The organism is Mesocryomonas lacus, from assembly GCF_055730105.2.
In genome coordinates this window covers 1-24,135 of record NZ_JBUZWF020000008.1, presented here as the reverse complement: position 1 = coordinate 24,135, position 24,135 = coordinate 1, and the positions used below count along the sequence as shown (strand labels likewise).

Below are 24,135 nucleotides of genomic sequence, written 5' to 3'. Positions count from 1 at the left end.
CCGATCATCGGTCGCATGGTTGCTAGCCGGGCCAGACCCTACCCAACCGAGCTCCGGTCCTCATCAGCATCGATCGCCAGGGCGTCGAGCGCCAGCCGCTCAATCTCTTCCGCGATGCAATGCCAGATCGCAGTTTGGATGCGGGTATCGAACAGCCCAACTTTCGGCCAAGCGCGCTGGCATCGGTTCAGAGCCATTTCATCCGTTAGCTTTTTACCAAATTACAGAGCGTGGACGCTGGAAGGCGAGGGCTTGGAAACGACCGTGATGCTCGGCGAACACCGGTCGCATCGAACGCGCGAAGAACGCCGCCGTCCTCGCCTGTGCGAGCGCGGGCTTCACGGCTGCGTCGTCAAAATTGCGCAGATGGTGCAGCAGTACGATCCGGCCGCCGGGTGCCGTAGCCTCCGCCAACTGGCGCATGATGCGGTGGAGATTATTCGTTGGGAGGTAGTAGAGAATTTCCGAAACGACGATCAGATCGAACGGGCCGCGCGGTGTCTGCTGCGGCAGGACCATCTGTCGGAGCGTGACCCCGGGAAGGTGGCACGTACGGCGACTCGCTTCGGCAACCGCCGTCGGCGCTGCGTCGATGGCGAGCAACCGGCGGCAACGCGGCGCCAGCGCCTTCGTCGTCTCGCCATTGGCGCAGGCCAGTTCGAGGCCGCGCGCATAGAAGCGCTCGCCGCAAGCACGCAGCAGAACACTGCGCTTGTAGGCCTCGAAGGAAGATGCGGCGTAGTTCCATGGATCGACGTCAACGCGGAACATCGCCTCGAAACCGTCGGGGTCGATCGCCTTCACAGCGGTCGCCAATAAGTTTCATGGGGACCGGTGAGCCGGTGTATGGTGTGCAGCGTCAGGCGGAAGGCGGTGGGGTCGTCGTCGATCATGTCGGTCGCCTGCGAGCGGTGGGCAAGAGTCGCGGCGCGCTTTGCTTCAACGGCACCGTCGATCGAAAAGCTCACGCGTTCGGCCTCGATTGGCGTTGGATGATCGCCCGGCGCGCCGAGCTCATCGAGCCAGATGGCGTATTCCAGCGTCGTTGGACGCTGATCGGCGGCTGCCAGCGCTCGGTGCGTTAGTGACCAGGATTCGCGGTGGTCGCAGTGCGGATCGCGGCGCCAAGGGAGCAGGACAAGATCGGGCTGGAAGCCTTTCACAACGTTCACCAGTCGCGAGAGGGCGACATCGTGCTGGTCCTCGCCAGGCATCGGCATGTTCGCGTCTGGCAGACGAAGGAAGGTTCGCGGCTGTTCCCCGACGCCAAGCAAGCGCAAGGCCTCTTCTGCTTCCGCCTCCCGCTGCGCCACGAGGCGGTGCCGGGGCCACATCACCGAATTCGGGTGCGAGGCACCGCCATCGGTGACGAATATGAAATGGAAGTGTCGTCCGAGCCGGGCCAGGAGGCTGATCAGCCCACCGCAGCCAAGCGCCTCATCGTCGGGATGCGGGGTGATGACCAGGATACGCTGAGCGGTAAGCGTCACGGGATCGAGAGCCTTATCACCCATGCTCCTGCCCCGTTATCCACTGGCCCTTAGCGATGGCGCTGCCAAGCCGACCCATCGCCCCATCGGGATTCGGCTGACGTGCAATCAGCCGCAGCAGATCGCCGGTCCGGTCATCTTCAATCGGCGGCGCGCCGATATGGCCCAAGCCCTGCAGCACGTCGAAGGCCAAGGCGGAAGAGGCACCCGTTCGATCTTGCTCGGCGGCGCATTCAGCGAGCGCCTGCGACAGCTTCAGCCTTTCGTGCTCGATACGCTCATGCCGCACGCACGTCCCCTTTCGCCTGTTCGATCATCGCCTCGATCATAGCGATCGCCGCATCCACCGGCACGGTCGCCGGCGGATCGAGATCGTCGGCCGCCAACCCCTCGATGAGACGCGCGGCGGAAAAGTACGTTCCGCCCGGCTCGCGTAGGGTCTGGAGCGACAGCCCGAGAGCACTAGCCGTCGCGTCCCAATCAGATAGGGAGGCGGCATCGAGTTTCCGCAGTATTCGCCGCTGCATCAGGCGCTCGGCAATCCGCGTTGGGTCTTCAACAAGCACTGGATTGCCGGCCGCCTCTTCGCGCATCCACTCCTTTAGGCAGTCGGCCATGCCGCCAGCGGCGCGGCCTACCAGCCGGGCCGAGACGCTGACCTTCACGTCGAGCGGGTGACGCAGTCGATAGCCGGCGGCGCGCACTTTCGCGACCATTGCGATATCCTCGCGACGCGGAAGAATAGGGAGACCCCCAACGGCAGCATAAACATCGGCACGCAAGGCGAGGCTTGCCCCCGTATGATCGTGATGCCGTGGCCACGGGTCATGTGGCACTGGGTCGAGCAGACTCGCCAACTGGTCGGCGAAACGTGAAAAGGTAGCATGCGCCTGAGCCCGGCGGCGGAAGCCGGGTCCAAGCTGCGCTTCCTCCAAGGGATCGCCGACGATCAGCCCACCGACCAGATCGATGCCATCGCCGATGTGGCGTAGGTTGTTCTCGACCCAATCGGGATCAGGCACGGCATCGGCTTCGGTGGTCAGCAAGACGCCGTGCTCTGGATGGGGACACAGCGAAAAGGCCGTATCCAGAGCTAGGCGGCGCGCCGATCCGACATGCGCCTCGGGCGGCGGAAAGCTGACGTTGAGAACGTTGATCGACAGTCGAGGATGACCTGTAGCCGCGGCAGTTATGGCGTCTGCTGAACCATCGGTGCAATTGTTGAGGACGATCACGACCGCCAATCCGTTCTGCCGCGTCCAGCCCTGCTCCGCCAGCGCAGCGAGTAGGCGTGGCAGGCGCTTCTCTTCATTCCGGGCAGGAACGGCGACGACGGGAAAGGGTAAATTGTTCATGGGGTTAATCGCATTACGAGAATACCTCACGTCGAAGATGAGTTAGAAACTTCCCTATGGCGATATGGTTAACACTGCGCAGCCGCCGAGCCGCGACGTGTGCGATAGCGGACGAATCGGCAAAGCGACGATGGCCGGCAGGCCGGCGCTTTTCTTACCCACCGAGGCGCATAGCCCAAGATTCCGCCGTGCTCGTCATGCAAAGCCACCTTTCACTTTTCTCGCTGGGTCTGCCGGCAACGGAACCTGATCGAGCGCTCTCTCAATCGCGTGAAGCAGTTTCTAGGATTCGCAACGCGTTACGATCGACGCGCCGATATCTCTCATCCGCTATCAAGCCTGCAGCCATCCTTATCTGGATTAACGCGAAATGGGTCCGCTTCCGGAGTTATGACCTTGCCTTCGGGGATCTCGCGCGACGGCTGCAACGTCTGCCTTGGCCCGCGACCCCGTTGCGGCTCTCAAACTGGCGGGCTAGCCTCCCGACATGATGACACCAGCCGAATGCTTGGCCGCCCGTTCACTCCTTCAATGGTCGCAGCTGACGCTCGCGGACGCATCGGGTGCCGACGTTTTGGCAATCAGGAACTACGAGGACGGCAAGTTCGCACCCAATGAGGCGAACGTGGAGGCTCTTCGAAGAGCCTTCGAAACCGCCGGCGTTCAGTTCATCACGGAGATCGGCGGCGGAACGGGCGTCCGGCTCCGCTAGCCGGCGATCTAGCTTGGCTAGGGAGCACACCGCGATTTAATCATTCTTCCGGCTCAATGCCGGGATGGTCAAGTTACCTCGCAAGCCTCGCCCTCAGCAGCTCCGCACCAAAGTCGAGGCACCGATCCGCGGCCCCGCGCCTCCAGTGCGCGATGCGCGGCAGCCGCAACTCCCGTTCGATCCCATGCCGGCCCGCATAGAGCCCTGCCTTTCCCTTCTTGCATCAAGGCCGCCAACCGGCTCGGATTGGTCCTTTGAAGTAAAATGGGACGGCTACCGTCTGGCGGTTCACATCGAGCCGGGAGGCGTCCGAATCCTGACCCGTGGCGGCCACGACTGGACGCACCGTTTTCCCGGCATTGCCGCGGCAGCGAAGGCTCTGGACGTTTCCACGCTGATCCTGGACGGCGAGGCGGTTGTTCTCGACGAGCAGGGCCGATCGGACTTCGGCGCCCTTCAGCAGTCGTTGGGCGGCCGCGGCGAAAAGAAGACGTCCGGCGACGCGATCCTCTACGCCTTCGATCTCCTCTACATCGACGGCATGAACATTACCCGCATGGCGCAGGCCGAACGCCGGCATCTCCTCGAGGATCTGTTGGCCGGCCAGTCCGGCGCAGTTCGCCTGTCGGAGGAGATCGATGCGGACGGCACGGCTCTTTTAAAGACCGCCTGTCAGCACGGGCTCGAGGGCATCATCGCCAAGCACCGCGACCGGCCCTACCGACCCGGACGCCTCGGCGATTGGCTGAAGATAAAGTGCATCCAAAGCGAGAACTTCGTCATCATCGGCTACGAGCCGTCTACTGCGATGCGCGGTGCGATCGCAAGCCTGCTGCTGGCGGCCAGGCGAGGCGGCGAGCTAGTGTTCGTCGGCCAAGTCGGGACTGGCTTCAAGGACCAAGAAGCGCGCGAGCTGAAGGTGCAGCTCGACAGTCTAAGGATGACGATGCCAGCGGCACCCGTAGCGGGCAAGAAGCTGGTGTTCACCCGACCCGAGCTCGTCGCTGAGATCGAGTTCCGCGCTTGGACTGCAGAAGGGAAGCTGCGGCATGCATCCTTCAAAGGCATCCGCGAAGCGACCGACATCGACACCGTCCACGAGCTAGAGCGCTAGAGGCTCGGGAAGAAGCGATCTAGCTGGATCGGGCCGCCATCGTCGTGTGCCTTCAGGCTAAAGCGACCGTCCGGATCGTCCTTCCAGCGAGCGATATGATCCACCTCCAAGTCCAGGGAATGTTCGCGGTAGTTCAAGCGACCTGCGGTCTCCGCGAAGCCCACGTCTTTCCAAGCGACTGTCGACATTGTTAATCCTTCGTGCCCTATGCAACCTCGCATCCGGAGCTTTCCCAAAGCTACCGATCTTCGCAATTATCTTAGGGAGCCTCAAATGACGTTCGATAACACTCCGTCAGTTCGCGACAGAGCATACGAACTTTGGGAGCTAGCAGGCCGCCCGGACGGTCGCGAACATAAGTTCTGGGCACAGGCCTCGCAGGAGATTGAAGGCGATCAGGACCGCCGCCATCGGACGTCCTCGGGCGCAAAGAGTGGACGGCGGGAGGGCGACTTGTCATCCGACAAGTGATCACCAATTCAATCATCCAACAGGGATGGATGATATGGCAGACCACGCAGTTACCTGGAAAGAGCTCGCGCGAGCTCGTCACCACGACGCCGGCAGCGCTCGAGAAATGGCTGGAGACGAAGGAGTCTAAGTCAGTCGGCGACACCAAGTCAGGGGCCGCGTCGAGCGGCAAGACGGGCGGCGGAGAGTCGACGGGGCACAAACCGGGCGCCGGGTAATCGACATTAAGAACTCGACCAAGGATGACCTGACTGACGATGACTGGGCTCACATGGCCAAAGTCGTCGGCTACATCAAGCGGCATCTCAAGCAGCGCCCGGATGGCGATGTTAGCAAGACCAACTGGACATATTCGTTGAAGAACTGGGGGCATGATCCGACGAAATGATCGGTCACCATCCGCCGCGCAGGGGTTTCCATTGCGCTAGGCTCTCGCGCTCTCGGCCTTCGAGCGGCACGTAGTGGATCCAGTCGCTGCGCCTGCCGCAGTGTCGACAGCGCCAAACACGATCCTCGATGTCGTCGCCCGGCTTAAGCACGCCTTGGAAGTCCAACGCTTGGTAGGTGATCGACTTGCCGCAAGGCCTGCACTTTACGACAATGCCGAGGCCCTTCCGCAAGCCTTCCGCAAAACTTTTGATCCCTTGAACCATCCAACTGCTCTCGCACGCCAGAAGAACAAAATAGGAACTTCGTCTTCACGTCCAGCTGTCATGGTGCGATTATGGATCGCAGAATCAGGAGATGTTTCATGGCCCGACCAGCCCTGTACACAGCCGAAATCGATCCGCTGGATCTCGAGGTGGACGAGGCCATCGCTATGGCCGGCGGTATGCGCCAAGCTATTAAGGGACTTATTCTGGGACAGCGCGAGCTACGCCCATGGGCAAGCTAGCACGTCGGCCGGCTACGTCCGCCGGCTGCCCGGCTGATGGCACGGCACAAGCGCGCGAAGGCGATCTACCCGGCCAATCGCGATGACCTCCTTCGGCGGGCCTATCGTCTCCGCGAGCAGGTCTGCGCAGCGATGTTCGCCATCGACCCTCGATCGGAGGATTACGGCACTGCCCTCGCTTTGGTGGAGGCGCTGTGCGAGTTCGCGCGGCGCATCAGCGGCGGCGAAACCGACTTCGCTCGAATGGCCGCGTCCACGCCGTTCGGCGCCCCGCAGCCTTGGGTCGGGGCCAAGGATGAAGCCGAGGCTGACATTGACGAGGTGATCGCGTTATGTGGCGGTAATCCAAGGCTGGCGATCCGGAGCCTGCTGGTGATGACAGAGTTCCTGGAAGCCGAGGCAGATGCCCGCGAGAAGTATGCGTAATCTGCTGAAATGGATCTGCCTGCTGGTTGCCGTTGTGATTGGCGGACCCGCTGTGCTGAAGAACGTCGACCTGAACGACTTGTTCGGCCAGGAGGCGGCACAACAGTCCGCGACGAGACAATCCGGGCGCGGATCGGCGCCCCGCAGTTCGCCACAGACCACTGGCATGGTGATGGTGGCAATGCCGCCCTGCACCAGTGGCCGGCGGGCACCGCCAAGCGGGTCCTGCGTCATCGACGGCGACAGCGGCTGGCTCAACGGCCGGCAGTGGCGTCTCGAGGGCATCGACGCACCCGAGATCGGCAAGCCCGAGTGCGCCGCGGAGCGCCAGACCGGCGAGCAGGCGAAGAAGCGGATGGTCGATCTGCTATCGGATGGCTTCGCGGTGAAGCGGGGTAAGGACGACCGCTACGGCCGGCAGCTGGTGGCGCTTAAGCTCGTCGACGGGCGTGATGTGGGCGAGGTGCTGTTGCGAGAGCGGTTGGCTCAGCCCTGGCCGAACCGCGGCAACGTATGGTGCCAGTGAGCGCCGCGGCGAGAAGAAAGCCTCCCGCCGCTGCTCAACTTTAGATTAGTGAAAGGTCGCTGTTTCTTGGAAGCAGATGCCGCCGCGGCCGCCTGGCTTACAGCCGGATGCGCGACCACCGCAGCGGCTTCCGTCAGAAGCGGTATCGGATGAGTTAGTGCAGGCATTCGCCGGCTGGACGGCAGCGAATGGCGAGAGCGCAAAGGCAGTTACCAGCGCAGCAGCAGTCAAGAATTTCATGTTGGCTCCGATCCACATTCCCAGACGCGGCGGTTGCCGCAATTTCCATCAACCACAATTCACGGCTGTGTTGAACGATAGATACGCCCTGTTGTGGTTCTGGCTACGGAAATGGTTAAGGAGTACCTTCGGCTTTCGCTCTGGCTACAGCGATCACTCCGCCTTTAGCTCTTCATTAAGGCCGTCGCTCTTTTGCCCCCGGGCAACAATCTCCAGCACGCCTTCCCGCAATGGCCGCTGCAGCGCCTTAGCCTCGGACCAGTCGGCTCGCATCCACACGTCGAGCTCCTCGACAGTCGTCAGGATCACCGGCATCGCTTTCGGGTGGATCGCGCCCACTGTCGGGTTTGGCTCGGTCGTGAGGAAGCCGAAGCAGTCGACTGTGACTTCGCCCTCGCGTGCTTTCCTGACAGACGTTCAGGTCGTCCAGATGCCGTCGAAGGCCATCAGCGGCCGTTCGACGCCGGCGGCAAACCATACGGGCTCGTTGGCCGGGCTGTCCCACTCGCTGAATGAGGGGAACGGTACCAAGCAGCGGTTAGCGGGGCCGAGCCAGCGTTCCAGTACTTGGAGGCGGTCTTCCTGATGTTCGTGGTGCCGTCGTCTGGCTCGGCCTTCAGCAGGGCCGGGAAATCGACGGGCTTGCCCTTGGCCTCGAGCTTCTGCGCCTTCTTCTTGGCTTTCTCGAACAGGATCTGCGATGAGTTCGGTATGCCCCACCGGACCATGTCCAGCTGACGCTCACCGTCGACCGTGCGGACGATCGGCGCTGGATAGTCGGGGAAGATGCCGGGCAGGGGCGGAAGGTTGCCAGTCGTGTCGCGCATCGCTCGGGTGAACTCAAGGATAGCGGCTTGGCCCTTGGTGACGCTGTAGAGATTGCACATGGCTACCCAGGATACAGCTGAGTTCGAAACCACGGAATATCATAAGTTAGAAATCCACGTTCTTGAAGTCGGTAGGCCTCGGCTTCGGAAAATATCGGACTGTATAATGCCTTCTCAACTGTCCAGCCGCTAAATCTTTTACCAATTTTTGTCGTTAGAAATCTAAATACATGATCTTCAAATGATCTCCGCCCAGCACCGTCGTGTTTTGAGGCAGATCGTTTGCAACTTCCAAATCGAATAATTCTCTGCTCATCATCGATAGAAATGACGTCAATCTCGATGTCCGAGTCCTGCGTTTTGTTCCAGTAACCCTCAACCATCTGCGTTAGAGCAAAATCACCAACTCCTTTTCGCGAGCACTCACTTATCAGCTTTTTGATCATCTTTTCAAACATCATACCCTCATGCCCTGCCAGAGAGACAAGCGCACGCTCGATTGCTTGGTCTGCAGGACGTATCCGAGCAAAATTCATATTCCTATCAATGGAAGATAGCCAAGCATTCAAGAAGTTATCGGCGATTTGATAGCGAGTTTTCCTCTCAGTAGCAGTAGAAAATATTGGAGACAGGTTATCGATCATCTGGTATTTTGATCGAAGAACGCTGAGATACTGAGTAAGTTGCTTGCTCTCTCCTGGTCCGGTTCTCTCATATTCGGCTCGGAGCTGCCCGTATGAGCATGGTCCAATCCTGGCAATCAGTTTCAAAACGCTATCATACCGACCTCTAAGCTCACGAAGAAACCAATTTTCCGCCTCATCTCGTAGCGGGCTGGAGCCTTCGAAAAACATACGGCGTAGAGTAACCTCACGATAATTAGGATGGTCCGTCAAGACGTCGTGATCGAAGCAGTCCCTATAAAATTTAGGAATTCCCTCGAAAAGAGACCATAAAAAGAGTATCTGATTAGGATCTGTGACTTCATGACTTTCAAACATCTCAAATAGTGTTTCAAAATCCCAGTGGTCAATATGTATCCGATCTGTCACTCTATTGAACAAAGGCGATGACTTGTCTTCAAGTACAGCAGTCATTTCAGTGTGGATTGACCCAAGAGCAAATAATCCACCCTTGCTCTTTGGGTTTCGACGAGTTTGGTCTACAACTCTCTGCAAGTCTGAAAGGAAGGGGTACAACGCGTCCCGATGAAAATACTGAAATTCATCAACAGCAGTAATAAAATTACTGTTCCACATTGCTTGAAGCAACGTACTAATATCGGTAAAGCTGCTGCATGTGCGCCTCGCGAAATCTTTATCTTTTAATTCATCTTCAACCGCATCTTCGAATGATTGTATAATGCCACGTTCATCACTGTCAGGTATCTGCACATAGATTGCGGATTGCTTTCTTTGAGCCAGTGCTTCTTGAATAAGGCTTGTCTTGCCAATCCGTCGACGGCCCGAAATCGCACAGAAAAAAAATTCGTTTCTGGCAAGCAGCTTGCGAACCTGCGCAAGTTCAGCCCGTCGTCCGTAAAAGGTCCACTGAGCCATCATTGATCCCCAAATAGCATCATAATAATTATGCTATAGCTCTTCGATCGAGTTTTTGCCACAGGAAGCGACGGCGCCAGCGCGGACGGGGTTCTGGCCAATTCCGTTGGATCCCATGTTTAAACTATGCCTCAAACCCATAATGTGGAGTGGGTAAGCTTCAACCCACCACCGTAGAGGATTGCGCGCATCAACTCTTCCTACGGGACTGCCCGATCAGCCGACGCGGTCTTACGTTGGCCGTAACCCATGATGGCGTTGATCAGTTCGTCGCGCTGCGTGCCCTGGCGCGAGACGGCTTCTCCAAGCTCCGTCCGCCTCTCTTCCGCCGAGCGGGCGTTGCGGCCGTCCAGGACCGCATCGACACCGCGGCGACCATGCGTTTCGCGTCGCCCCAAGCGCCGTTGGTCGGGTCAAGGTTGGTGCGGGCGGCCCAAGGCGCGCCGTTGTACTCGCCGCCGCGCTCGAGGCGCCTCGAAGTGGCGCTGTTGCCGGTGAAGTTGTTCGATCGGTTCGCGAAGGCCGTATCGTTGTCAAGCGTATCAAGGGAATGAGTAGCGAGGGCATCGTCGCCGAGCCAAAGGCCGAGCTTCTCGAGGTTCCAGTCGGCGGCGAACATGCCGAGCGTCGCAGCCTCGCGACGGGCCGCGCCGATGACTGAGCTAGCTGTCGCTCTTCTGTCCGGAGATGTAGCCGATAGATCCAGTAATCACTCCAAACAGCGGGGTGATCATATTGTTAGCAGTCTTGATCGATTCCGCACTTCCGGAAATCATCGAAACCGCTAGGCATATGCACAGCAGGACAGAAGAAATCAGCAATGCCAGAAATGCCAAATTGCCCTTCTTCTCATCTCCATATCCGAACGCCTTTCCCAGCCAGCCCATCTTTTGATCGATGATAGGATCACGGCAAAGCGAATCCGGGGCAGAGGCCGTTGTGCCGGGAGCACCCCGTTCGAGGGGCGCATTATCTATGCGATCGGCACCAACCAACCCGTCGCCCATTACGCTCGGCTAAGCCCAATAAAATGTTCTTTGATCATGGTGTCGGAGATATACTGCATGCCGTTCTGGCGGGCGTAGCTCCAAGGCGTGCTTGGTTGGTGGGTCATATCCGAGAGCTCAGTTCCGCTGAATCCCTTGTATCGGTTCCATACCCTGTCGAAAACGTCGTAAAATCGGCCATCAGCCTGAGTAACTACGAAAGCGCTTTCCTGCCCGGTGACGGGATCGATGTCGTGCGCATATTCGGTGATCCGGTGCCACCGATGCTTTTTAAAAAGATGGTAGAGTGAAGACAGGACCGGGCCATGAGGCCACGCTTCAAAGCGCTCGCCGACGGCTGGATGTCCGGTCACTGCAAGATGCCAGCCGTGCATGCAGTAAACCAACTTCTGGACTTTTAGCGGGTCGAGATCGCTTACGCTTTCCAGTCGACCACGTGCGATGAACGTGTTGGCCACCCACGATGGCTTATAGATAATCGTCGGCGGGTTGTTCGTCATGTCGAAACCTCCCGTTCCGTTTGATCAGCGTCGATCGGTACATAATGCCAATTCGGCATATGTCCAAACGCATCTCAGCTCAGGCGCCCGCATCCGCGAACTTCGTCGGAGCCTAGCAGCGGCAACTCCATTCCGCCAGTTTTAGCCGAGCTTGTCGTCGAGCCAGCGCTCCACCTTGCTAGCTGGGCTCATCACCGATCTAAAATAGAGGTAGCTTCCATACCCGTTCACAGACAGCCAACCTCAAAGTCGGAGAAGCTCGGCATCGCGTCCGCGGCGAGGGCCGACTCTATGCGCCATCGGTGAGCTGCATGCCGGATCTCTGTCTCGGCCTCATGCTTTTTCAGCGTTGGCGTTTCCGCAGACTTATTCTCCGCCCCTGCCACTCTCAACGCGAAGATGAGACCAGCTGACGAATTCTCCTACGTTATCTCTCCACGCTGGTCTGGCTCTTGTGACCCTATTAAGCACCCAACCCCTGCATCACCGCCTGACGGTACTCCTCTTCAGAGACCGGCGGACGCTTTGCCGAAGCCGCGGCGGGTGCCGCCGGCGCACCAGACGAGAAGATCGCGTCGAGCAGCGCGCCAGTCGTTAGCCCGGACTTCGATGCGCCGGTCCGCGACGTCACAGACAGATCTCCGGTACCCATCAGCGCGTCGGCGATGTCCTGGTTGATCGTATCGCGCCGGTAGGTCGAATATCCGCCGGTCAGTTTGTTCGCGGCTCCCGCGGCCGCGTCGCCGAAGTTGAAATTGAAGGCAGAGCGGATTGGGCCTTTTTGGCCAGTCTGTGGGCCATCGATCTCCTTCTGAGCGGCCTGGACGCCAGCCGTCTTCGAGTTGGCGAGCGCCATGTTTTCGGTCTCGGCCATCGGCCGCTCGTTATCGAGAACTTTATAGAGCTGATCGACCTTCTCGCGCCCGAAGAGCGTAGAGAGGCGGTCATAATTCCAGTCGCTTTCTCCCTTCAGGACGCTGTTCAGAGCCGCCCGGTCATTCAGCTTCGTCCCGACGAGGCGATCGATCTCCGCCCGCGCGCCCTGGCTGAGGCGGAAGGCGACGCCGGAAGGACCTACGACCTCGCCGCCAGCGACGGCACCCGCGGAAACCTCATCTGCGAGCTCGGCCGGGCGTGGCGCGGTACGGCCGTTGTCGAGCACGGTCTGGCCACGGTCTACCGCGCGACGCTGGCCGCCCAGTTCGGCGTAACGGCTGTCGATCGCCTTCAGGCCGGGCACGGCATCGCCGAGGATCTGATCCAGCTGAGCTCGAGCTGTACCGAGCACGCGGCGTACGTTGCCGTCCTGCTCGCCGTCCAGCATGCCGTCGATCGCCTGCCGTGTCTGGTGCAGCACGGCCGGACTGGTGTTGAGCAGCTCGGGATCGGCGACGTCGTTCAGCATGCCGCGGACTTCACGCGTCTTCGTCTGCGCGGCGCCGCGGAGGTTCTCGATGTTGCCGTCGAGCTGACCGGCCAGTGCCGAGGTGTCGACCGGCGCTGCGGTCGCCAGCGCCCGATCGTAGTCAGGGCCGAGGGCACGCATGTTGTCGCCGATCTCTCGGTCGACGTAGGAAGGCACCGGTGCAGCGCCCAGCGTCTCGTCGAGCGCACCGTTCAAACGCGCCGGCGCCGCGCGCTGCCTGGCGCGCATGGCGTCGACGACAGTCGTCTGTGCCGGCCCTGGCCGTGTTGCCAGCGCGGCGGCCTTGTAGCGAGCGTTCGGGCCCAGATCGGCCAGGACACCGGCCGGGCCGAGCTCGCGCACCCTGGCGGCCGCCTCGGCAAGCGGAACGCCGTCGGCGCGAAGAGCGGTCGACACAGCGTCGGGCACGAACTTGCCGGCGCCGTTCATCAAGGCGCCACCGACCTTCGGCATGCCACCGCCTACAACAAGGCCGGCAAGGCCCAGCTGCTGTTCAAACGCTTCGTCTGACATCGGGTCGATCTCGCCGGACGCGACCTTCTCGGGCAGGCGCAGGCTATCAACGACGCCGGAAATGATGCTCGGGACGGCGAATGGTGTGCTGCCGTCCGACATTTTCTTCCAAGGAAGGATTGTACCGCGGTAGACCTCAGTCGGTTCGGCTGGAGCCGGCGGCTCGGGCTCGGAAGTCGCCGGAGCCGTGCGGAAAGCTGCCCACTCGTCACCGGCAGGTGACGGAGCAGCGGCAGCACCGCCTGGCGCGTAGCGCGTCCAAGGACCCGCCGCCGCGGGAGCTGCCGAAGCGGACGGGGGAGCATACTTGTCCCATGGTCCGGATCCAGCAGAGCGAGCGCCGGCGGTCTGCTGCTTCACGACGCGCTGGATCACTTCAGGGGGTGTCCCGGCCGGGAACTCTAGGATCCGACCGTCGTCGAGCTCGGCTTCGATCAGGGCGCCCGCTGGCTCAGCTGCGGGGTTGGCTGCCGGCGGTATGCGGAACGGTGCCCACTCGTCGGCCACCGCGGGAGTTGGAGCGGCTGCCTGCGGCGCAGCCGGTGTCCGAAATTTGTCCCAAGGACCTGGAGCGGTCGGGGGTGCCACGGTCGGATTGCTCGGCATGCTGATCTCCAGTGATAGTCGACCAGCCGGCCCAGCGTGGACGACTCGTCGAACTGTGCGCTCATGGATGGCTGAGCCTACGAAACCCGGCGAGCCTCGAAGAAGGAGTTGACGTTGGCCAGCACTTCACGCGCCGGCTGGATGGTGTTGACGACGATCCGGATAACGTCCCCGGCAACAAGGACGCCCGTCCATGACAGGCTAATAACCGTGGCCGCTCCGCTCTTGAAGAAAGGCGCCGTGCTGATGAGGGGGTTGCCGGCCGTCCCGTTCTTCTGCATCCCCAAGATGACGCTGTCGTCAATGGCGATGGCCGAGACCTGGACCCCCGTGGAGATGGTCCACATGCCGCTGACCGGGACCGTAAAGGCGCCGGCTGAAAGGTCCATCCCGGCGTTGCCCAGAGCGGATAGGGCCGTAGGGAACGTCACTACCACGTTGGTTGAGGTAGGCGAGATGGCCTGACTGGCGGACTTGCTGAACCGCCCTCCCAGCCCTGCTTGGCTGTTCCGTTGCCCGAGGTCCGAGATATGAGTCTCCACTTCCGGGGAGAAGGTGTTGCCGTCGCCGATCTTGATGTCAGTGGCCGTGGCGGTGAGGTAAATGCCCGTACCGCCGGCCGGGCCGCCGATGCGCTGGGTGCGCCGGAAGTTGTTGCCGTCGATGACCCCAAAGCTCACCCCGTCGATGATGACGCTGGCGTTGGCGTAGAGGCTCGAAATGTTCTCGAAGTCGTTGAGGGCCACCTTGAAGTTGCCGCCGGCGCCCGAAATCTCCACGATGGCCGCGTTAATGCTGGTGTGGAGCTGGTTGTAGAGGCAGTTGCCGATGATGGAGACCTGGGACATCTTGCGGACGTAGACGGCCCGGACGCTGGCCGCCGCGTGGTTCCCCGCGATGTAGACGTGCGGGTCGCCGTAACTCGCAAGACCCTCGACGACTATGCAGTAATTGCATCCGAAGATCTGGTTACCGGTGACTATGGCCCCTTCGTAATCCTTGACGTAGACGCCGTTCTGGGAATGAACGATGCCGCAATCGCCGATGTTGACCACGGTGGGGTGTGGGGCCGTGAGGCTGTCATTGTGGACCCGAATGCCGTGGGCGCTGTCGTATTGCGGTTCGCCGCCGCCCGGTCCGCCCGTGACCTTGCCGGCGAAGGTGAAGCGCCGGATGTAGACATTGGAGGCCCCATCGCAATCGATGCCCTGGCCCCAGCCCTGCTGGAAAGCGTTGGTCTCACAGCCGGCGTAGACATCCTGGATGGTAACCGAGTTGAAGAAGGCGCTGCCGGGGCTCGGGTCGGCGTAGCGGCGGATGGCGATCGCCTTACTGCCGGCGACGTACTCCCGGGCGATGAGGGATACGCCTCTGATTTGGCAGGCGGCCAACTGATCGGCAGTCGTGGCGAGGTCAACCTTCACGCCCCTGCCGGTCGAGCCCGTCCAAATCAGCCGCGACAGGGCTTCGCCATCACCGTGAAGGGTGAGATTGCCGACGCGCGAGAGCTGACGCTTCAGAATGTAGCGACCGGGGGGCACGTAGATCGCCCCGGCCCCGCCTAGCGCTGCGAAAGCAGCCTCGAAGGCCGCGGTGTCGTCGGTGACGCCGTCGCCCTTCGCGCCGTACTGCTTGACGGAGACAAGGACGCCCTCGATCCGGTCGAGACGCGTGTCCCTGGTGGCGAAGAGGATGTTCGTGTCGGCCCGGGTGTAGACGCTCGCGGCGTCAGCCTTCAGCGCGAACTGTTGGGCCGCAAGAGTAGTCCCGAGCTTGTCCGTTAGCGCGGTTGTCGTGGCCGCAGCGTCCGCCTTTGATGCGATCTGCGCCAGTAGGTCGTCGTAACCCCCTGAACCGCCGCCGCCCCCAATTCCCAGCATCACGCTCGGGTGCAGGCTATCGAGCGTCACGATCTGGTTACGGAGCGCGCCGTCGGATCTGCGGATGTCCTTGATGGCGTCAACGGCCTCTGCTGATGCCTGCTGGATGTTCGCGAACTCGTTGTCGAGCTGGGTTGCAGGGATAGCAAGCGTTGGATGAGCGATCTGCCAGCCGGTGTAGCTGTAATCGGGGGCGTACTTGTTCGGATCGGCCAAGGCGACCTCCTACGTTCGAACTAAATGGAATTGGCGGCGGGACGGCATGGTCATGCCGCCCGCCTTTTGCAGCTCGCGGCGGGGTGCTCGGCCTCAAGCACGGCAAGGGCGGCAATCGTGTCCTCGCGCCACTTGCGGCGGGAGGCTTCACGCTCCACGGCTCGGCGGGCGATGCTGTCTTCGAGGGTGATGTTCGCAAATTCGTTGGCGAGGATCTCAACACGGGCGAAGAGGTCATCAGCATCAGCGTGGCGGCGGCGATCTCGTTCACGGGACGGGCGGCGCCAGCGGTCGACGATCGCCGCCGCCGCCGCCATCCCGTCGGCTAGGCGGCATCGCGAGAAGTGCGCCGGCATCCGATCGTCGGCCGCCCGCCACGCGAGATCGACGTATTCCGAGAGGACGAAGTGGTCGCCGACGCTGAGCTGAAAGGCGGAAAGCCGGGTGTCCAGCAGCTTCTGCAAACCTCGGCTGGCGAAGAGGGCAACATCGTCACCGGCGGCGACATGTCCGAAGTCGCGGATAACGCCTCGGACCAGAAGGTCGAAGGCTTCTCGGTTGAGCCGGCCCTGTTCCGCGGATTGATCATGGCAGCTGAGGTTATCTGCGGCGGCGAGGGTCAAAGAAACCGCCCCGTCATGTCGGCAGGCTGTCGAGCCGCGATATCCCGCAGAAGCGCGCTCGTATGGCTGACGTTACGAAGGATCTTCAGCCAGTCGTAGAAGTCTTTGCCTTTGCTGACGGCGGACTCCCGGGTCGTGGCAGGCTCGGCCCAACGGCGGAGCCAGACTTCGGCGGCGTTCAGTCCGCTCCAGATCGTCAGCGGGTCGATCTCCATGTGCGCGATGGTTGCGCGGCGTGCTGCCCTAAGCGCGTTGAGAAGGTCCTCAAGCTGCGGTTGTGTGATCTCGGTCGTCTTCGAGGAGGCGTGCCGGAGGATCGCGTCGATCGCGTTCGTGAGCCCGTATTCGACCTCGCCTTCGCCCTCGGCGACGACAAGGAGGTTCGAGACAATCCAAGCGACGTGCGCTCGATGCTCATCGGCTGCGAAATCGACATTCTCGTTCGCCGGACTACGTTTTTGGATGTGCGCGGTGCGCATGTTCGGGGCCTCGGTCGATGACGTTACCCGACACTGCCGCAACATATTGTTCGTAAAAACTAGTGAAACGCAGAGGATTTTAGAGCAGATCGACGAGCCGAAAGTTCGGGCGCGGCGCAAATTTTTTGAGGACCATGCCGCTGCCGCCGCTAAGGCGTTCGAACCATGCCGGGAGGGTGGTCGGCATCCGGGGGGCAGGGCGGGGCAGGGGCTTAACTTACCCAGCAGGCGAACGGACCAAGTCGTAAACTTTGCTAGCGTCCATTGCCCAATGACCGTTAGGGCATACCCATACGTACAACGCGTAAGCCATCCGTATCCTGTCCGTATGGGTTGACCCGTCTCATTCGGACAGCTATCTATTCGGACAGAACCTCAACGAACAGGTCATGCTGATGGCAATCTTCTTCTATGCACGCGTGTCGACAGCCGATCAAACCTTGGCGCATCAGGTGTCACAGGCGAGGGCCGCGGGCTTCGAGTTCGAGAAGGACTACGTTATCGAAGATCACGGCGTCTCGGGCGTGAATGTCGCGATGCGTGACCGACCAGGCGGACGCCGTCTGTTCGACAAGCTGCGCGCTGGTGACACGCTGGTCGTCCGCTGGGTCGATCGGCTCGGCCGGAACTACCAGGACGTCACGGACACCATCCGCGAATTCATGCGACGTGGCGTCACCGTCAAGACGATCATAAACGCCATGACGTTCGACGGGCAGGCAAAGGATCCGATGTCAGCGGCTGTGCGCGACGCGCTCATTGGTTTTATGGCCGCGATGGCACAATCCCAAGCCGAAGCGATGAAAGATGCCCAGAAGGCCGGCATCGCCCACGCGAAGCAGAAGGCAGCTGAGGGCGCCGACGCCTACCTTGGCCGCAAGCCGAGCTTCAATGCCGCGCAATTTGCTGAGGTGCAGGATCTGCTCGGAAAGGGAGCAGGAGTGTCGGAGGTGGCGAGGGCCACCGGCCTCTCGCGGCAGACGATCTACCGGATGAAGGATGATCCAGCGAAAGCCGGCGCGTCGCTGGCAGCCTGGGCAATGCGGCCGTGAAGTCGGCGGCTAGTCGAAGGCAGTGCTCGGTCGAGGCTCACCCTGCTGCCTTTCGATCGCTTCGCGGGCCTCGCGCATCAGCTGCAGCTTGCGCCTGCTCTGGTCCAGCTCAGCCATAGTCATTTCATGCGGCTCCTTCTCGCCGGCGGCAGGATCGAAGTTGCGAGCAAAGCCGCCAAGCGCGCCCGCCCGCAGCAGACTATTTGTCGCCGCGGCGCGGGCGGCGGCAGTCGCTTTCGGATCTTTGCAGATGGCGATTGCCGTATCGACCGCGACGCGTAGCCCGACGACGGCAATGTAGTCTTCGAGCTCGAGGCGCACCTCGGCGGCAGATTTCTGGTCGGTCATGAAAATGCCCCCTGCATCGGTCGATCGCCATCATCGGCGAGTTTTTCGTTCAGCCGCGCGACGATTGCGCGTTGCTCGTCGATCTTGGCTTCAAGCTCGAGAAGCTCGGAGCTGGGTGGTCGAGGTGGCCGTGCTATCAGTTCGCGGGCCGCGGTGGCCTGGTCGCGCTCCTGCCGGGTGCGTGCTCGGCTTGCCGACGTGCCGGGCTTGTGGCTGGCTTTCCACGCCCGGTAAGCGGCGAGCTCTTCAGGTGTCATGGTCGCGACGCGTGTTGCCCGTTTGCGCTCAGCCTTCCGGTAATCACGGAGCTTGGCGTCCAGCTTCTGAATGGCGTCTGGACGGTCGCCGTTGGGGATGACCAGCTTATGCCAGCTGGCACCGCTAGGTGTTTTGCCACCGTGCCAGGCGCATTTACCGTTCTTCATCGCCCGTTGCCGGCACTGCTCGCCCGTGGTCCTCGACTTGGCGCCGCAGGCTGGTCGCTGGTCCCGGATGGCGTTGTAGGCTTGGATGGTGACGATCGCCTGATGCCGCTTCGCTGCGGAGGGTCGCTCGCGGCGGCCGGCGACGCCCGGCTGCTTCCGCCCGCCGGAGTTCACCGCACCACCATTTGGGCTCGGTGGACGTGAGGTATTGCCCGTGATCCAACCAGATGCCGGCCTAGCCGCTGCCAAAGTGCTGTTTTTGGCCCGGTCCTAGTGGTCACTTCCGGTCCTAGCGGGCGGTCACGAGTAAGTGTCTGTTTTTCATAAGTAAAAATGCCCGGTCCTAGTGGTCCTAGCATTTTCATCGAATTCACTACACGTACGACATGCGCGACGTAAACGTATGTCTGTCTGCAGATAGGCATACTGTTTTCCTGTATCTCTTTTTCTACTAGGACCACTAGGACCACTAGGACCAGCCCTGTGGGATAAGGGTTTCGACGGTCACTTCCGGTTCTGGTGGTCCTAGTGAAAGCCACCTCAGGCATCCCAATGGACATCTTGTCCGATCCATTTTTCAAACGAGGCCCGACACGTTTCCAGATCGGGCAAGAGGTAGACCCACGGGCGAGGCCCATCTGCAGCTCGAGGTCGAGTTTTCTGCAGTCCCTTACCGGGGGAAAGGATCTCATTAAGCGTCCGACCGAACTGTTCCTGCACAACTTGCCGAGCGAAACGGTCCTTTGCGATCGCATTTTGGTAGGAGCTGTAGAGCCCTTTCGTGCTGACCTGGAGCGGCCACACACCCGATGCATCAATCGAGCCCTCCCGTAGGCACTCGAACAGCCAGCGAGGTTGAGACTAAAGTGACGCCAACTTCTGGTCGAGCAGGCCAGATGTGCTGGGTGCCGTGCGGACGTCGATACCCGAAAGGTTGATCGCCTGAAGGTGGTGAAGTAGCGCGCCGGCCCCGCCTGTTTGGAGCTCGGCCATTATCGGCGCGAAGTACGCTCCTTCCTGCTTCTTGGCATCGCCCACGTCGAAGACGGCCCAACGACGCTCGTCATTGCCGGCCGGGACGACCCAGCCCTCATTGGACGTCATCAGGATCCGCGCGCAATCTCGAACTGGGAATGGATCAACGCCCTTCGGCTCCACCATCCGCGTCTCGCTGGTCACAAGGTTCTTCAGGGCACCCTCAGCTGACTTGTCGCCGGCCCAGAATCCTTCCTCAACTTGGATCAGCAGCGCGTTCTGAAGGTGAGCATTGAAGTTTCCGGTCAACTGAGAAGGCTGAGCGACTGTCACATGGTGGGCTGGAAAGAGCGCGCCTACGTAGTTACCGACAAGCGTCTTGCCGACGCCGCGGCCGCCGCGCAGGACGATCGCGACACCGGGCTTCTCGGCCGGCCGCTGCACCATGTGCGCTAGCCACCCGATCAGCCACTTAAAGTTCTCTGCATCGCCGCGACAAACGTTCCCTCGCAAGTGATCGAGGAACAACCGGCAACTCGCACTTGCATCCGGTTGAACAGCGAAGCCGCGCCACAGGTTAAAGCTGCCGACCGGCGTTCTGCCCGGCTCGAAGACGACTTTGGAATATTGCCGCCGAGCGGTGTGCTCGAGCCACACGTCGAAGACCGGCAGTGACTTCTTCTCGAAAGGGATTTTCTGGTTAGCGTACCAGGTCCGTCTGTCCTGCACGCGTGAGAAGACGACCGAGCCATGCCCGCCTGCCTCCTCTGTAAGGATAAGCGCTCTTCCACCGATCGTGACGACAGCCTCGGTGGCGTTCAGCCGTTGGACAGCTGCCTCGATAGGTCCTTGCGAGACTTGGCTAGCCCGGGCCAAGTCGGCAGGATCCAGCTCCTCGTAATAAGTGGCGGCAATTGTGTTGGGGTGGACCGGCAGGCCAACGTTCACCCAGTCGCGAGCCAGATTGCGGGCGCTCAGTTTTTTATCCAGGTCGTCACCGGCCTGAACAGCATAGTCCCAGGTCCGAGCCAGGAAAGCGTACTCGGTAGCGGTAAAACCAAGTCGTGCGAGACGGCCTGCAAGCGCGGCCCGGAAGCCGGAACCACTATGATCTCTCGCGGGCGGGGCCCCAAGCCAAAGCATCGCAAGCCCCTGGTCCGCGGACATGGCCGCGTCGAACTTGATAATGAGATCCTGAGGCAGATCACCGACTGAGTACGCGTCGAGCGCCCCCGAGCTTCGGAACTCCACCTGCAGCGCCGCGATTTGGGCATCCGCATCGATCCGGTCCGAATTCTCGGCGGAGATGGGCGGAATTGCTGAAACCAGGCTCGCCAGCGTGCTACGGCCGCCTCGCGCCACTATGCCTGTCCGACGCTCTACACGCCCCTTTGCGCGCTTCTTTGCCGTGGGCACATTGACAGGGCCAGGAAGCCTCATGATCCGAGAGGTGTCGAACACCGCATCACCGCCGAGGAAGTTCCGGACACCACGGCCGGCGCATCTCACCGCCTCGGCTTCAGCGAGCTTCAACTTTTCTGGGAAGACCCAGACCGCTTGCATTCCGCCGCCGCTATCGATGAGATGCGTGGGGCTGGGTGCTTTCACCTGTGCAAGATCTGCTTGAATGCGAAGTTGAAGCGCTTCGATCTCCGCATCACCGTTTCGGCCGGGCAAATCAACGTCGGCAACTACGGCCCGGACAGCACGGATATCGTTGTCGTCGAGCTTCTTGTGTGGCGCTCCCTCAGCCGGCTCATTGACTGAATAGTACAGGTTCGCCTTGCCGTCATGCTTATCGACAAAAGCTCCGATGGCCTGCCATTCCAGTGGTTCGAATGTCTGCCCCGTGGGAGCCCATTGTTCGGCCGGGTCAAGGAGGACGATGTTATGGCGGCCGGCCGGGTCGAGCAGCTTCAGGAACTCGACCGCAACATTGCCGGCGCTCATCTTCAATGGCGGCCTGCTAGACGCGGGCGTTGCCGCCTCAATGACCGCCGGCTGGCTCAGGAGGTCACCCAGCAGTTGCCGGTTTGGAACATCAGATGCTATATTGTCCACGTAGAGAATACCTTTCTGCGGCGCTGTCGGGTTCGAGCCGACGGCGCCGTTTTCATTTCAGCGATTGGGGTTGGTCCAGGCCACTCGGAGATGCGGTGGCGATCTTCGCTCCGCGTGAGCGCGGAGCATTGGATACCGATCGCCATCGAGAAGCCGCGCCAAGCTACTGGCTGTGACGTAGATGCGGCCCGGACCCGCAACGTGACGGCGCTCGAGCCGCCCTTCAATCATCCTGTCACGCGCCCAGGAATAGGAACGGCCAGCGATTTCTGCAGCTTCGCTCAGCGTGAGGAATGCGCTGTCGCGCCAGGTCGGGCTAGGTTTCGGCGTGGCGGTCATTTAGCTCTCCGATCGCGGAGCGCTAAAATTGCCTTCAGGTCTTGTTCTTAAATAGCGCAGGCTTGGCGTTTGTTTTGAGACATCACCCCGTGGAGGCGGGTTAGCCTGATCGATGGCAGCCATCAGATCCACGAACGACAGGACGACTTTGAGCAGCAGGTCGGGGGTTACGCCGCCGATCGTGGCCCCGAGCCGTTGCCTGAATTTCAGAACCTCGCGACGCACACTATTACGCCCAACACCTGGGCCGAGCCGACCGACGACACGTTCAAAAATCTGGTTGTCACTGGCGCCTGGTAGATCGTTCATCGCAGCAAGGTAGGCTGCGGTGACTACGCCAAAGTTGAACGGCTTCGGCGCCGGATGCCCACCTTTTCGTTTGCTGGGCAAATGTCTTTTTGACTTTGATTCGTTTTGAGAAGCGGCCTGGAAATGGGAGGTCGCGTATCCGAGCATCTCGTCCAACCATGCGGCCCTAGGACCGACCGGCATGCCAGCATCGGTAAAGTGCGGGATAACGACCAGTTCTTGGACGACGGAAAAGGGGGCCTCATGCAGGGGAAGCTGTTCCAGGAGCCGCACTCCGGCCACCACACGAATGGCCTCATTTTCGCTTTCCCAGGCCGGGCCGCCCTCGGCTTCGCTCTTTTCAAGGACGTCGACGTACATCGCCATCCGCGAGCCCTCGGGGGCTGTCCGCATAATGCTAGGACCACGATCGCTACGGCCGCGACGGCCCGGGGCGCTCATCGAGCGGCCGGTGTGCTGGAAACGCCGTCGATCCATTCCCGGAAGTGCCGGACCTTCGTCCGCGGCCGGCCCTCGACATAGGTGATGGTCGGGCCGCGGCCCTCGCGTGCCCACTTTTTGAAGCTTTGGTCGGTGAAACCGGTCAGCTCGCTAAGCTGCCTACGTGTGAGCAGCGCGTCGTCGGGGAGGAGAGCGATATCTGGAACGGCGGGGCGAGATAATACTTTTTCGATAAGGTTATGCATGGGGTCCTCGAGGTTAAGAGGACTCTCAAAGTATACACACGGTCGGTTTTGTCTGTCAGTTTCAACCGACAAAACCTACCGACGTAAATCACTGTTCTGGTTTGGGTTTCGGATTAATGGCTATTTATTAAGGTCGAAACCGCTCACATCTCGCATTTGAAAGCGGGTCGCCTACCGCACGCCGGACAGCGATGCGAAGAAGCCCAGCGCTTCGCGAATGCCGGCAGCGATCGAGCCTATGTGGTCACCCGCCACCACGCGGTGCTCGGCGCGCCGTCCCGCGGCGCGGGCGCGGGCGACGGTCAGATCGATCGATGCGCTCGATCGCGTTTCCCGATCGCCATGCGACATGAGAACCGGGCAGCGGAAGCCGGACGCGAAGCACACCGCCGAGCGCATCTCGATCTCGCGCGGATCGGACAGATCGAACGGCGCCTCGTCGGCGAAGCGCTGGAAGAAAACGCGCGTGTCGGGCGCGGGCGATAGCGCGGCCGCGCCCCGAAACTCACCGCTCAGCGCAGCCAAGAGCGTCAACGTACCCCCGACACTGTGGCCGCAGACGAAGACGCGGTCCGGGTCGACCCCCGGCCGCGCGCGCAGGGCCTCGGCCGCGGCGAGCACGTCGTCGGTCTCGTCGTAGAAGGCGGAGAAGTCGCCGGGCTGCCCGTTCTCGCCACGCAGCACCGGCATGAGCACGTGGAAGCCCTCCGCGACGAAAGGCAAGGCCAGATCCTGCCAGTGGCCGTGCCAGATCGCGTTGCCACCGTGGAGGACGAGCACGGCGGGCCTGCGCGACGCCGTATCGCCCGCAGTGCTCGCCCAGGCCACGAGATCGCGCCCAGCCGAGTGGTAGCGCAGCGCTTCCGCTCTTTCCGGTGGATCCAGCGTGTCGCCTTTGTCCGGCGCAAATTCGTGCCGCAGAAGCTTCGTTCGAAACGTCGCTCGAGCGGCGCGATAGTCCCCGCCCAACAGCGGCGGTTCGGGCAAGGCCGCAGGGGGCGGCGTCCGAGCCAAGGCATGACGGGCGGCGAACGGCGCAAACGCGAGCGCTGCGATGGCGGCGCGACGGTGGAGA

General features: G+C 61.3%; 27 protein-coding genes and 2 pseudogenes. 9 read left to right on the top strand and 20 right to left on the bottom strand.

Annotated features, from left to right (window positions below; translation table 11 throughout):
- Nucleotides 1-213: 213 nt before the first annotated feature.
- The 4 genes from ACZLZQ_RS21465 to ACZLZQ_RS21450 are packed head-to-tail and all read right to left on the bottom strand — an operon-like array spanning nucleotide 214 to nucleotide 2,845.
- Nucleotides 214-804, bottom strand: a complete 591-nt coding sequence (locus ACZLZQ_RS21465) for an SAM-dependent methyltransferase (protein WP_472951124.1) — start codon at nucleotides 802-804, stop codon at nucleotides 214-216.
- Complete coding sequence (locus ACZLZQ_RS21460; RefSeq protein ID WP_472951123.1) at nucleotides 801-1,514, bottom strand: PIG-L deacetylase family protein; 714 nt, start codon at nucleotides 1,512-1,514, stop codon at nucleotides 801-803. Before ACZLZQ_RS21460 ends, ACZLZQ_RS21465 begins: the two co-directional genes overlap by 4 nt.
- Complete coding sequence (locus ACZLZQ_RS21455; protein WP_472951122.1) at nucleotides 1,507-1,779, bottom strand: hypothetical protein; 273 nt, start codon at nucleotides 1,777-1,779, stop codon at nucleotides 1,507-1,509. The genes ACZLZQ_RS21460 and ACZLZQ_RS21455 overlap by 8 nt, the downstream gene beginning before the upstream one ends.
- On the bottom strand, nucleotides 1,769-2,845 hold the full coding sequence (locus ACZLZQ_RS21450; RefSeq protein WP_472951121.1) for a glycosyltransferase family 2 protein: 1,077 nt from the start codon (nucleotides 2,843-2,845) through the stop codon (nucleotides 1,769-1,771). Before ACZLZQ_RS21450 ends, ACZLZQ_RS21455 begins: the two co-directional genes overlap by 11 nt.
- Nucleotides 2,846-3,025: 180 nt before the next feature.
- Here ACZLZQ_RS21450 and ACZLZQ_RS21445 point away from each other — a divergent pair.
- From ACZLZQ_RS21445 to ligD, 3 genes and pseudogenes are all read left to right on the top strand, one after another.
- Nucleotides 3,026-3,163: pseudogene (locus tag ACZLZQ_RS21445) on the top strand (IS5/IS1182 family transposase); the annotation flags it as partial.
- A 169-nt stretch (nucleotides 3,164-3,332) separates the two neighbouring features.
- Nucleotides 3,333-3,557 carry a helix-turn-helix domain-containing protein gene (locus tag ACZLZQ_RS21440; protein ID WP_472951120.1) on the top strand — a complete coding sequence of 75 codons (225 nt, stop codon included), beginning with the start codon at nucleotides 3,333-3,335 and terminating at the stop codon, nucleotides 3,555-3,557.
- Nucleotides 3,558-3,621: 64 nt separating this feature from the next.
- Nucleotides 3,622-4,671 (top strand): non-homologous end-joining DNA ligase, encoded by a 1,050-nt coding sequence (gene ligD, locus ACZLZQ_RS21435; protein WP_472951119.1) that lies wholly within the window; start codon nucleotides 3,622-3,624, stop codon nucleotides 4,669-4,671.
- Here ligD and ACZLZQ_RS21430 read toward each other — a convergent pair.
- Entirely contained in the window at nucleotides 4,668-4,859 is a 192-nt protein-coding gene (locus ACZLZQ_RS21430) for a hypothetical protein (protein ID WP_472951118.1), read from the bottom strand. The genes ligD and ACZLZQ_RS21430 overlap by 4 nt on opposite strands.
- Before the next feature lie 19 nt (nucleotides 4,860-4,878).
- On the opposite strand from ACZLZQ_RS21430, the gene ACZLZQ_RS21425 reads away from it, so the two are divergent.
- From ACZLZQ_RS21425 to ACZLZQ_RS21405, 5 genes are all read left to right on the top strand, one after another.
- A complete protein-coding gene (locus tag ACZLZQ_RS21425; protein ID WP_472951117.1) occupies nucleotides 4,879-5,142 on the top strand; it encodes a DUF2934 domain-containing protein in 264 nt (87 codons plus the stop codon).
- Between the two features lie 29 nt (nucleotides 5,143-5,171).
- Nucleotides 5,172-5,360, top strand: coding sequence for a DUF3140 domain-containing protein (locus ACZLZQ_RS21420; protein ID WP_472951116.1), 189 nt, complete (start codon nucleotides 5,172-5,174; stop codon nucleotides 5,358-5,360).
- Nucleotides 5,360-5,530, top strand: coding sequence for a DUF3140 domain-containing protein (locus ACZLZQ_RS21415; protein ID WP_472951327.1), 171 nt, complete (start codon nucleotides 5,360-5,362; stop codon nucleotides 5,528-5,530). Before ACZLZQ_RS21420 ends, ACZLZQ_RS21415 begins: the two co-directional genes overlap by 1 nt.
- Before the next feature lie 543 nt (nucleotides 5,531-6,073).
- Nucleotides 6,074-6,463 carry a hypothetical protein gene (locus tag ACZLZQ_RS21410; RefSeq protein ID WP_472951115.1) on the top strand — a complete coding sequence of 130 codons (390 nt, stop codon included), beginning with the start codon at nucleotides 6,074-6,076 and terminating at the stop codon, nucleotides 6,461-6,463.
- Entirely contained in the window at nucleotides 6,456-6,989 is a 534-nt protein-coding gene (locus ACZLZQ_RS21405) for a thermonuclease family protein (protein WP_472951114.1), read from the top strand. Before ACZLZQ_RS21410 ends, ACZLZQ_RS21405 begins: the two co-directional genes overlap by 8 nt.
- Before the next feature lie 393 nt (nucleotides 6,990-7,382).
- Here ACZLZQ_RS21405 and ACZLZQ_RS21400 read toward each other — a convergent pair.
- From ACZLZQ_RS21400 to ACZLZQ_RS21360, 9 genes and pseudogenes are all read right to left on the bottom strand, one after another.
- Nucleotides 7,383-8,116 (bottom strand): annotated as a pseudogene (locus ACZLZQ_RS21400) (SOS response-associated peptidase).
- A 2-nt stretch (nucleotides 8,117-8,118) separates the two neighbouring features.
- Nucleotides 8,119-9,615, bottom strand: a complete 1,497-nt coding sequence (locus ACZLZQ_RS21395) for an ATP-binding protein (protein WP_472951113.1) — start codon at nucleotides 9,613-9,615, stop codon at nucleotides 8,119-8,121.
- Nucleotides 9,616-9,877: 262 nt separating this feature from the next.
- Nucleotides 9,878-10,234: a hypothetical protein gene (locus ACZLZQ_RS21390; RefSeq protein ID WP_472951112.1), complete on the bottom strand. Its 357-nt coding sequence runs from the start codon at nucleotides 10,232-10,234 to the stop codon at nucleotides 9,878-9,880.
- A 43-nt stretch (nucleotides 10,235-10,277) separates the two neighbouring features.
- On the bottom strand, nucleotides 10,278-10,622 hold the full coding sequence (locus tag ACZLZQ_RS21385) for a hypothetical protein (protein ID WP_472951111.1): 345 nt from the start codon (nucleotides 10,620-10,622) through the stop codon (nucleotides 10,278-10,280).
- Nucleotides 10,622-11,122 carry a Panacea domain-containing protein gene (locus tag ACZLZQ_RS21380; protein WP_472951110.1) on the bottom strand — a complete coding sequence of 167 codons (501 nt, stop codon included), beginning with the start codon at nucleotides 11,120-11,122 and terminating at the stop codon, nucleotides 10,622-10,624. Before ACZLZQ_RS21380 ends, ACZLZQ_RS21385 begins: the two co-directional genes overlap by 1 nt.
- Nucleotides 11,123-11,585: 463 nt before the next feature.
- Nucleotides 11,586-13,163 carry a hypothetical protein gene (locus ACZLZQ_RS21375; RefSeq protein ID WP_472951109.1) on the bottom strand — a complete coding sequence of 526 codons (1,578 nt, stop codon included), beginning with the start codon at nucleotides 13,161-13,163 and terminating at the stop codon, nucleotides 11,586-11,588.
- 581 nt (nucleotides 13,164-13,744) lie between these two features.
- Nucleotides 13,745-15,763, bottom strand: a complete 2,019-nt coding sequence (locus tag ACZLZQ_RS21370; protein ID WP_472951108.1) for a right-handed parallel beta-helix repeat-containing protein — start codon at nucleotides 15,761-15,763, stop codon at nucleotides 13,745-13,747.
- 50 nt (nucleotides 15,764-15,813) lie between these two features.
- Nucleotides 15,814-16,386, bottom strand: a complete 573-nt coding sequence (locus ACZLZQ_RS21365) for a hypothetical protein (protein ID WP_472951107.1) — start codon at nucleotides 16,384-16,386, stop codon at nucleotides 15,814-15,816.
- Entirely contained in the window at nucleotides 16,383-16,865 is a 483-nt protein-coding gene (locus tag ACZLZQ_RS21360) for a hypothetical protein (RefSeq protein WP_472951106.1), read from the bottom strand. Before ACZLZQ_RS21360 ends, ACZLZQ_RS21365 begins: the two co-directional genes overlap by 4 nt.
- A 395-nt stretch (nucleotides 16,866-17,260) precedes the next feature.
- On the opposite strand from ACZLZQ_RS21360, the gene ACZLZQ_RS21355 reads away from it, so the two are divergent.
- Entirely contained in the window at nucleotides 17,261-17,917 is a 657-nt protein-coding gene (locus ACZLZQ_RS21355; RefSeq protein WP_472951325.1) for a recombinase family protein, read from the top strand.
- A 9-nt stretch (nucleotides 17,918-17,926) separates the two neighbouring features.
- Here the strand turns inward: ACZLZQ_RS21355 and ACZLZQ_RS21350 are convergent, their stop codons facing one another.
- The 6 genes from ACZLZQ_RS21350 to ACZLZQ_RS21325 all read right to left on the bottom strand — a co-directional run.
- The gene (locus tag ACZLZQ_RS21350) at nucleotides 17,927-18,265 is read right to left on the bottom strand and encodes a hypothetical protein (protein WP_472951105.1); all 339 of its coding nucleotides are present in this window, start codon (nucleotides 18,263-18,265) and stop codon (nucleotides 17,927-17,929) included.
- A complete protein-coding gene (locus ACZLZQ_RS21345) occupies nucleotides 18,262-18,864 on the bottom strand; it encodes a hypothetical protein (protein ID WP_472951104.1) in 603 nt (200 codons plus the stop codon). Before ACZLZQ_RS21345 ends, ACZLZQ_RS21350 begins: the two co-directional genes overlap by 4 nt.
- 687 nt (nucleotides 18,865-19,551) lie before the next feature.
- A complete protein-coding gene (locus ACZLZQ_RS21340) occupies nucleotides 19,552-21,615 on the bottom strand; it encodes a primase-helicase family protein (protein ID WP_472951323.1) in 2,064 nt (687 codons plus the stop codon).
- A gap of 450 nt (nucleotides 21,616-22,065) precedes the next feature.
- Nucleotides 22,066-22,740, bottom strand: a complete 675-nt coding sequence (locus tag ACZLZQ_RS21335; protein WP_472951103.1) for a hypothetical protein — start codon at nucleotides 22,738-22,740, stop codon at nucleotides 22,066-22,068.
- Between the two features lie 71 nt (nucleotides 22,741-22,811).
- Nucleotides 22,812-23,060: a hypothetical protein gene (locus ACZLZQ_RS21330; protein WP_472951102.1), complete on the bottom strand. Its 249-nt coding sequence runs from the start codon at nucleotides 23,058-23,060 to the stop codon at nucleotides 22,812-22,814.
- A gap of 171 nt (nucleotides 23,061-23,231) precedes the next feature.
- On the bottom strand, nucleotides 23,232-24,135 hold a 904-nt coding region (locus ACZLZQ_RS21325; protein ID WP_472951101.1), incomplete at its 5' end, for an alpha/beta hydrolase family protein.

What these genes read in the sequence shown, in the direction of transcription:
- ACZLZQ_RS21460 (WP_472951123.1), bottom strand. Translation starts at nt 1,514, where the DNA reads ATGGGTGATAAGGCTCTCGATCCCGTGACGCTTACCGCTCAGCGTATC.
- ACZLZQ_RS21450 (WP_472951121.1), bottom strand. Translation starts at nt 2,845, where the DNA reads ATGAACAATTTACCCTTTCCCGTCGTCGCCGTTCCTGCCCGGAATGAA.
- ACZLZQ_RS21440 (WP_472951120.1), top strand. Translation starts at nt 3,333, where the DNA reads ATGATGACACCAGCCGAATGCTTGGCCGCCCGTTCACTCCTTCAATGG.
- ligD (WP_472951119.1), top strand. Translation starts at nt 3,622, where the DNA reads ATGGTCAAGTTACCTCGCAAGCCTCGCCCTCAGCAGCTCCGCACCAAA.
- ACZLZQ_RS21430 (WP_472951118.1), bottom strand. Translation starts at nt 4,859, where the DNA reads ATGTCGACAGTCGCTTGGAAAGACGTGGGCTTCGCGGAGACCGCAGGT.
- ACZLZQ_RS21425 (WP_472951117.1), top strand. Translation starts at nt 4,879, where the DNA reads ATGCAACCTCGCATCCGGAGCTTTCCCAAAGCTACCGATCTTCGCAAT.
- ACZLZQ_RS21420 (WP_472951116.1), top strand. Translation starts at nt 5,172, where the DNA reads ATGATATGGCAGACCACGCAGTTACCTGGAAAGAGCTCGCGCGAGCTC.
- ACZLZQ_RS21410 (WP_472951115.1), top strand. Translation starts at nt 6,074, where the DNA reads ATGGCACGGCACAAGCGCGCGAAGGCGATCTACCCGGCCAATCGCGAT.
- ACZLZQ_RS21405 (WP_472951114.1), top strand. Translation starts at nt 6,456, where the DNA reads ATGCGTAATCTGCTGAAATGGATCTGCCTGCTGGTTGCCGTTGTGATT.
- ACZLZQ_RS21395 (WP_472951113.1), bottom strand. Translation starts at nt 9,615, where the DNA reads ATGGCTCAGTGGACCTTTTACGGACGACGGGCTGAACTTGCGCAGGTT.
- ACZLZQ_RS21390 (WP_472951112.1), bottom strand. Translation starts at nt 10,234, where the DNA reads ATGTTCGCCGCCGACTGGAACCTCGAGAAGCTCGGCCTTTGGCTCGGC.
- ACZLZQ_RS21385 (WP_472951111.1), bottom strand. Translation starts at nt 10,622, where the DNA reads ATGGGCGACGGGTTGGTTGGTGCCGATCGCATAGATAATGCGCCCCTC.
- ACZLZQ_RS21380 (WP_472951110.1), bottom strand. Translation starts at nt 11,122, where the DNA reads ATGACGAACAACCCGCCGACGATTATCTATAAGCCATCGTGGGTGGCC.
- ACZLZQ_RS21375 (WP_472951109.1), bottom strand. Translation starts at nt 13,163, where the DNA reads ATGTCGGACGGCAGCACACCATTCGCCGTCCCGAGCATCATTTCCGGC.
- ACZLZQ_RS21360 (WP_472951106.1), bottom strand. Translation starts at nt 16,865, where the DNA reads ATGCGCACCGCGCACATCCAAAAACGTAGTCCGGCGAACGAGAATGTC.
- ACZLZQ_RS21355 (WP_472951325.1), top strand. Translation starts at nt 17,261, where the DNA reads ATGGCAATCTTCTTCTATGCACGCGTGTCGACAGCCGATCAAACCTTG.
- ACZLZQ_RS21350 (WP_472951105.1), bottom strand. Translation starts at nt 18,265, where the DNA reads ATGACCGACCAGAAATCTGCCGCCGAGGTGCGCCTCGAGCTCGAAGAC.
- ACZLZQ_RS21340 (WP_472951323.1), bottom strand. Translation starts at nt 21,615, where the DNA reads ATGAGCGCCGGCAATGTTGCGGTCGAGTTCCTGAAGCTGCTCGACCCG.
- ACZLZQ_RS21335 (WP_472951103.1), bottom strand. Translation starts at nt 22,740, where the DNA reads ATGGCGATGTACGTCGACGTCCTTGAAAAGAGCGAAGCCGAGGGCGGC.
- ACZLZQ_RS21330 (WP_472951102.1), bottom strand. Translation starts at nt 23,060, where the DNA reads ATGCATAACCTTATCGAAAAAGTATTATCTCGCCCCGCCGTTCCAGAT.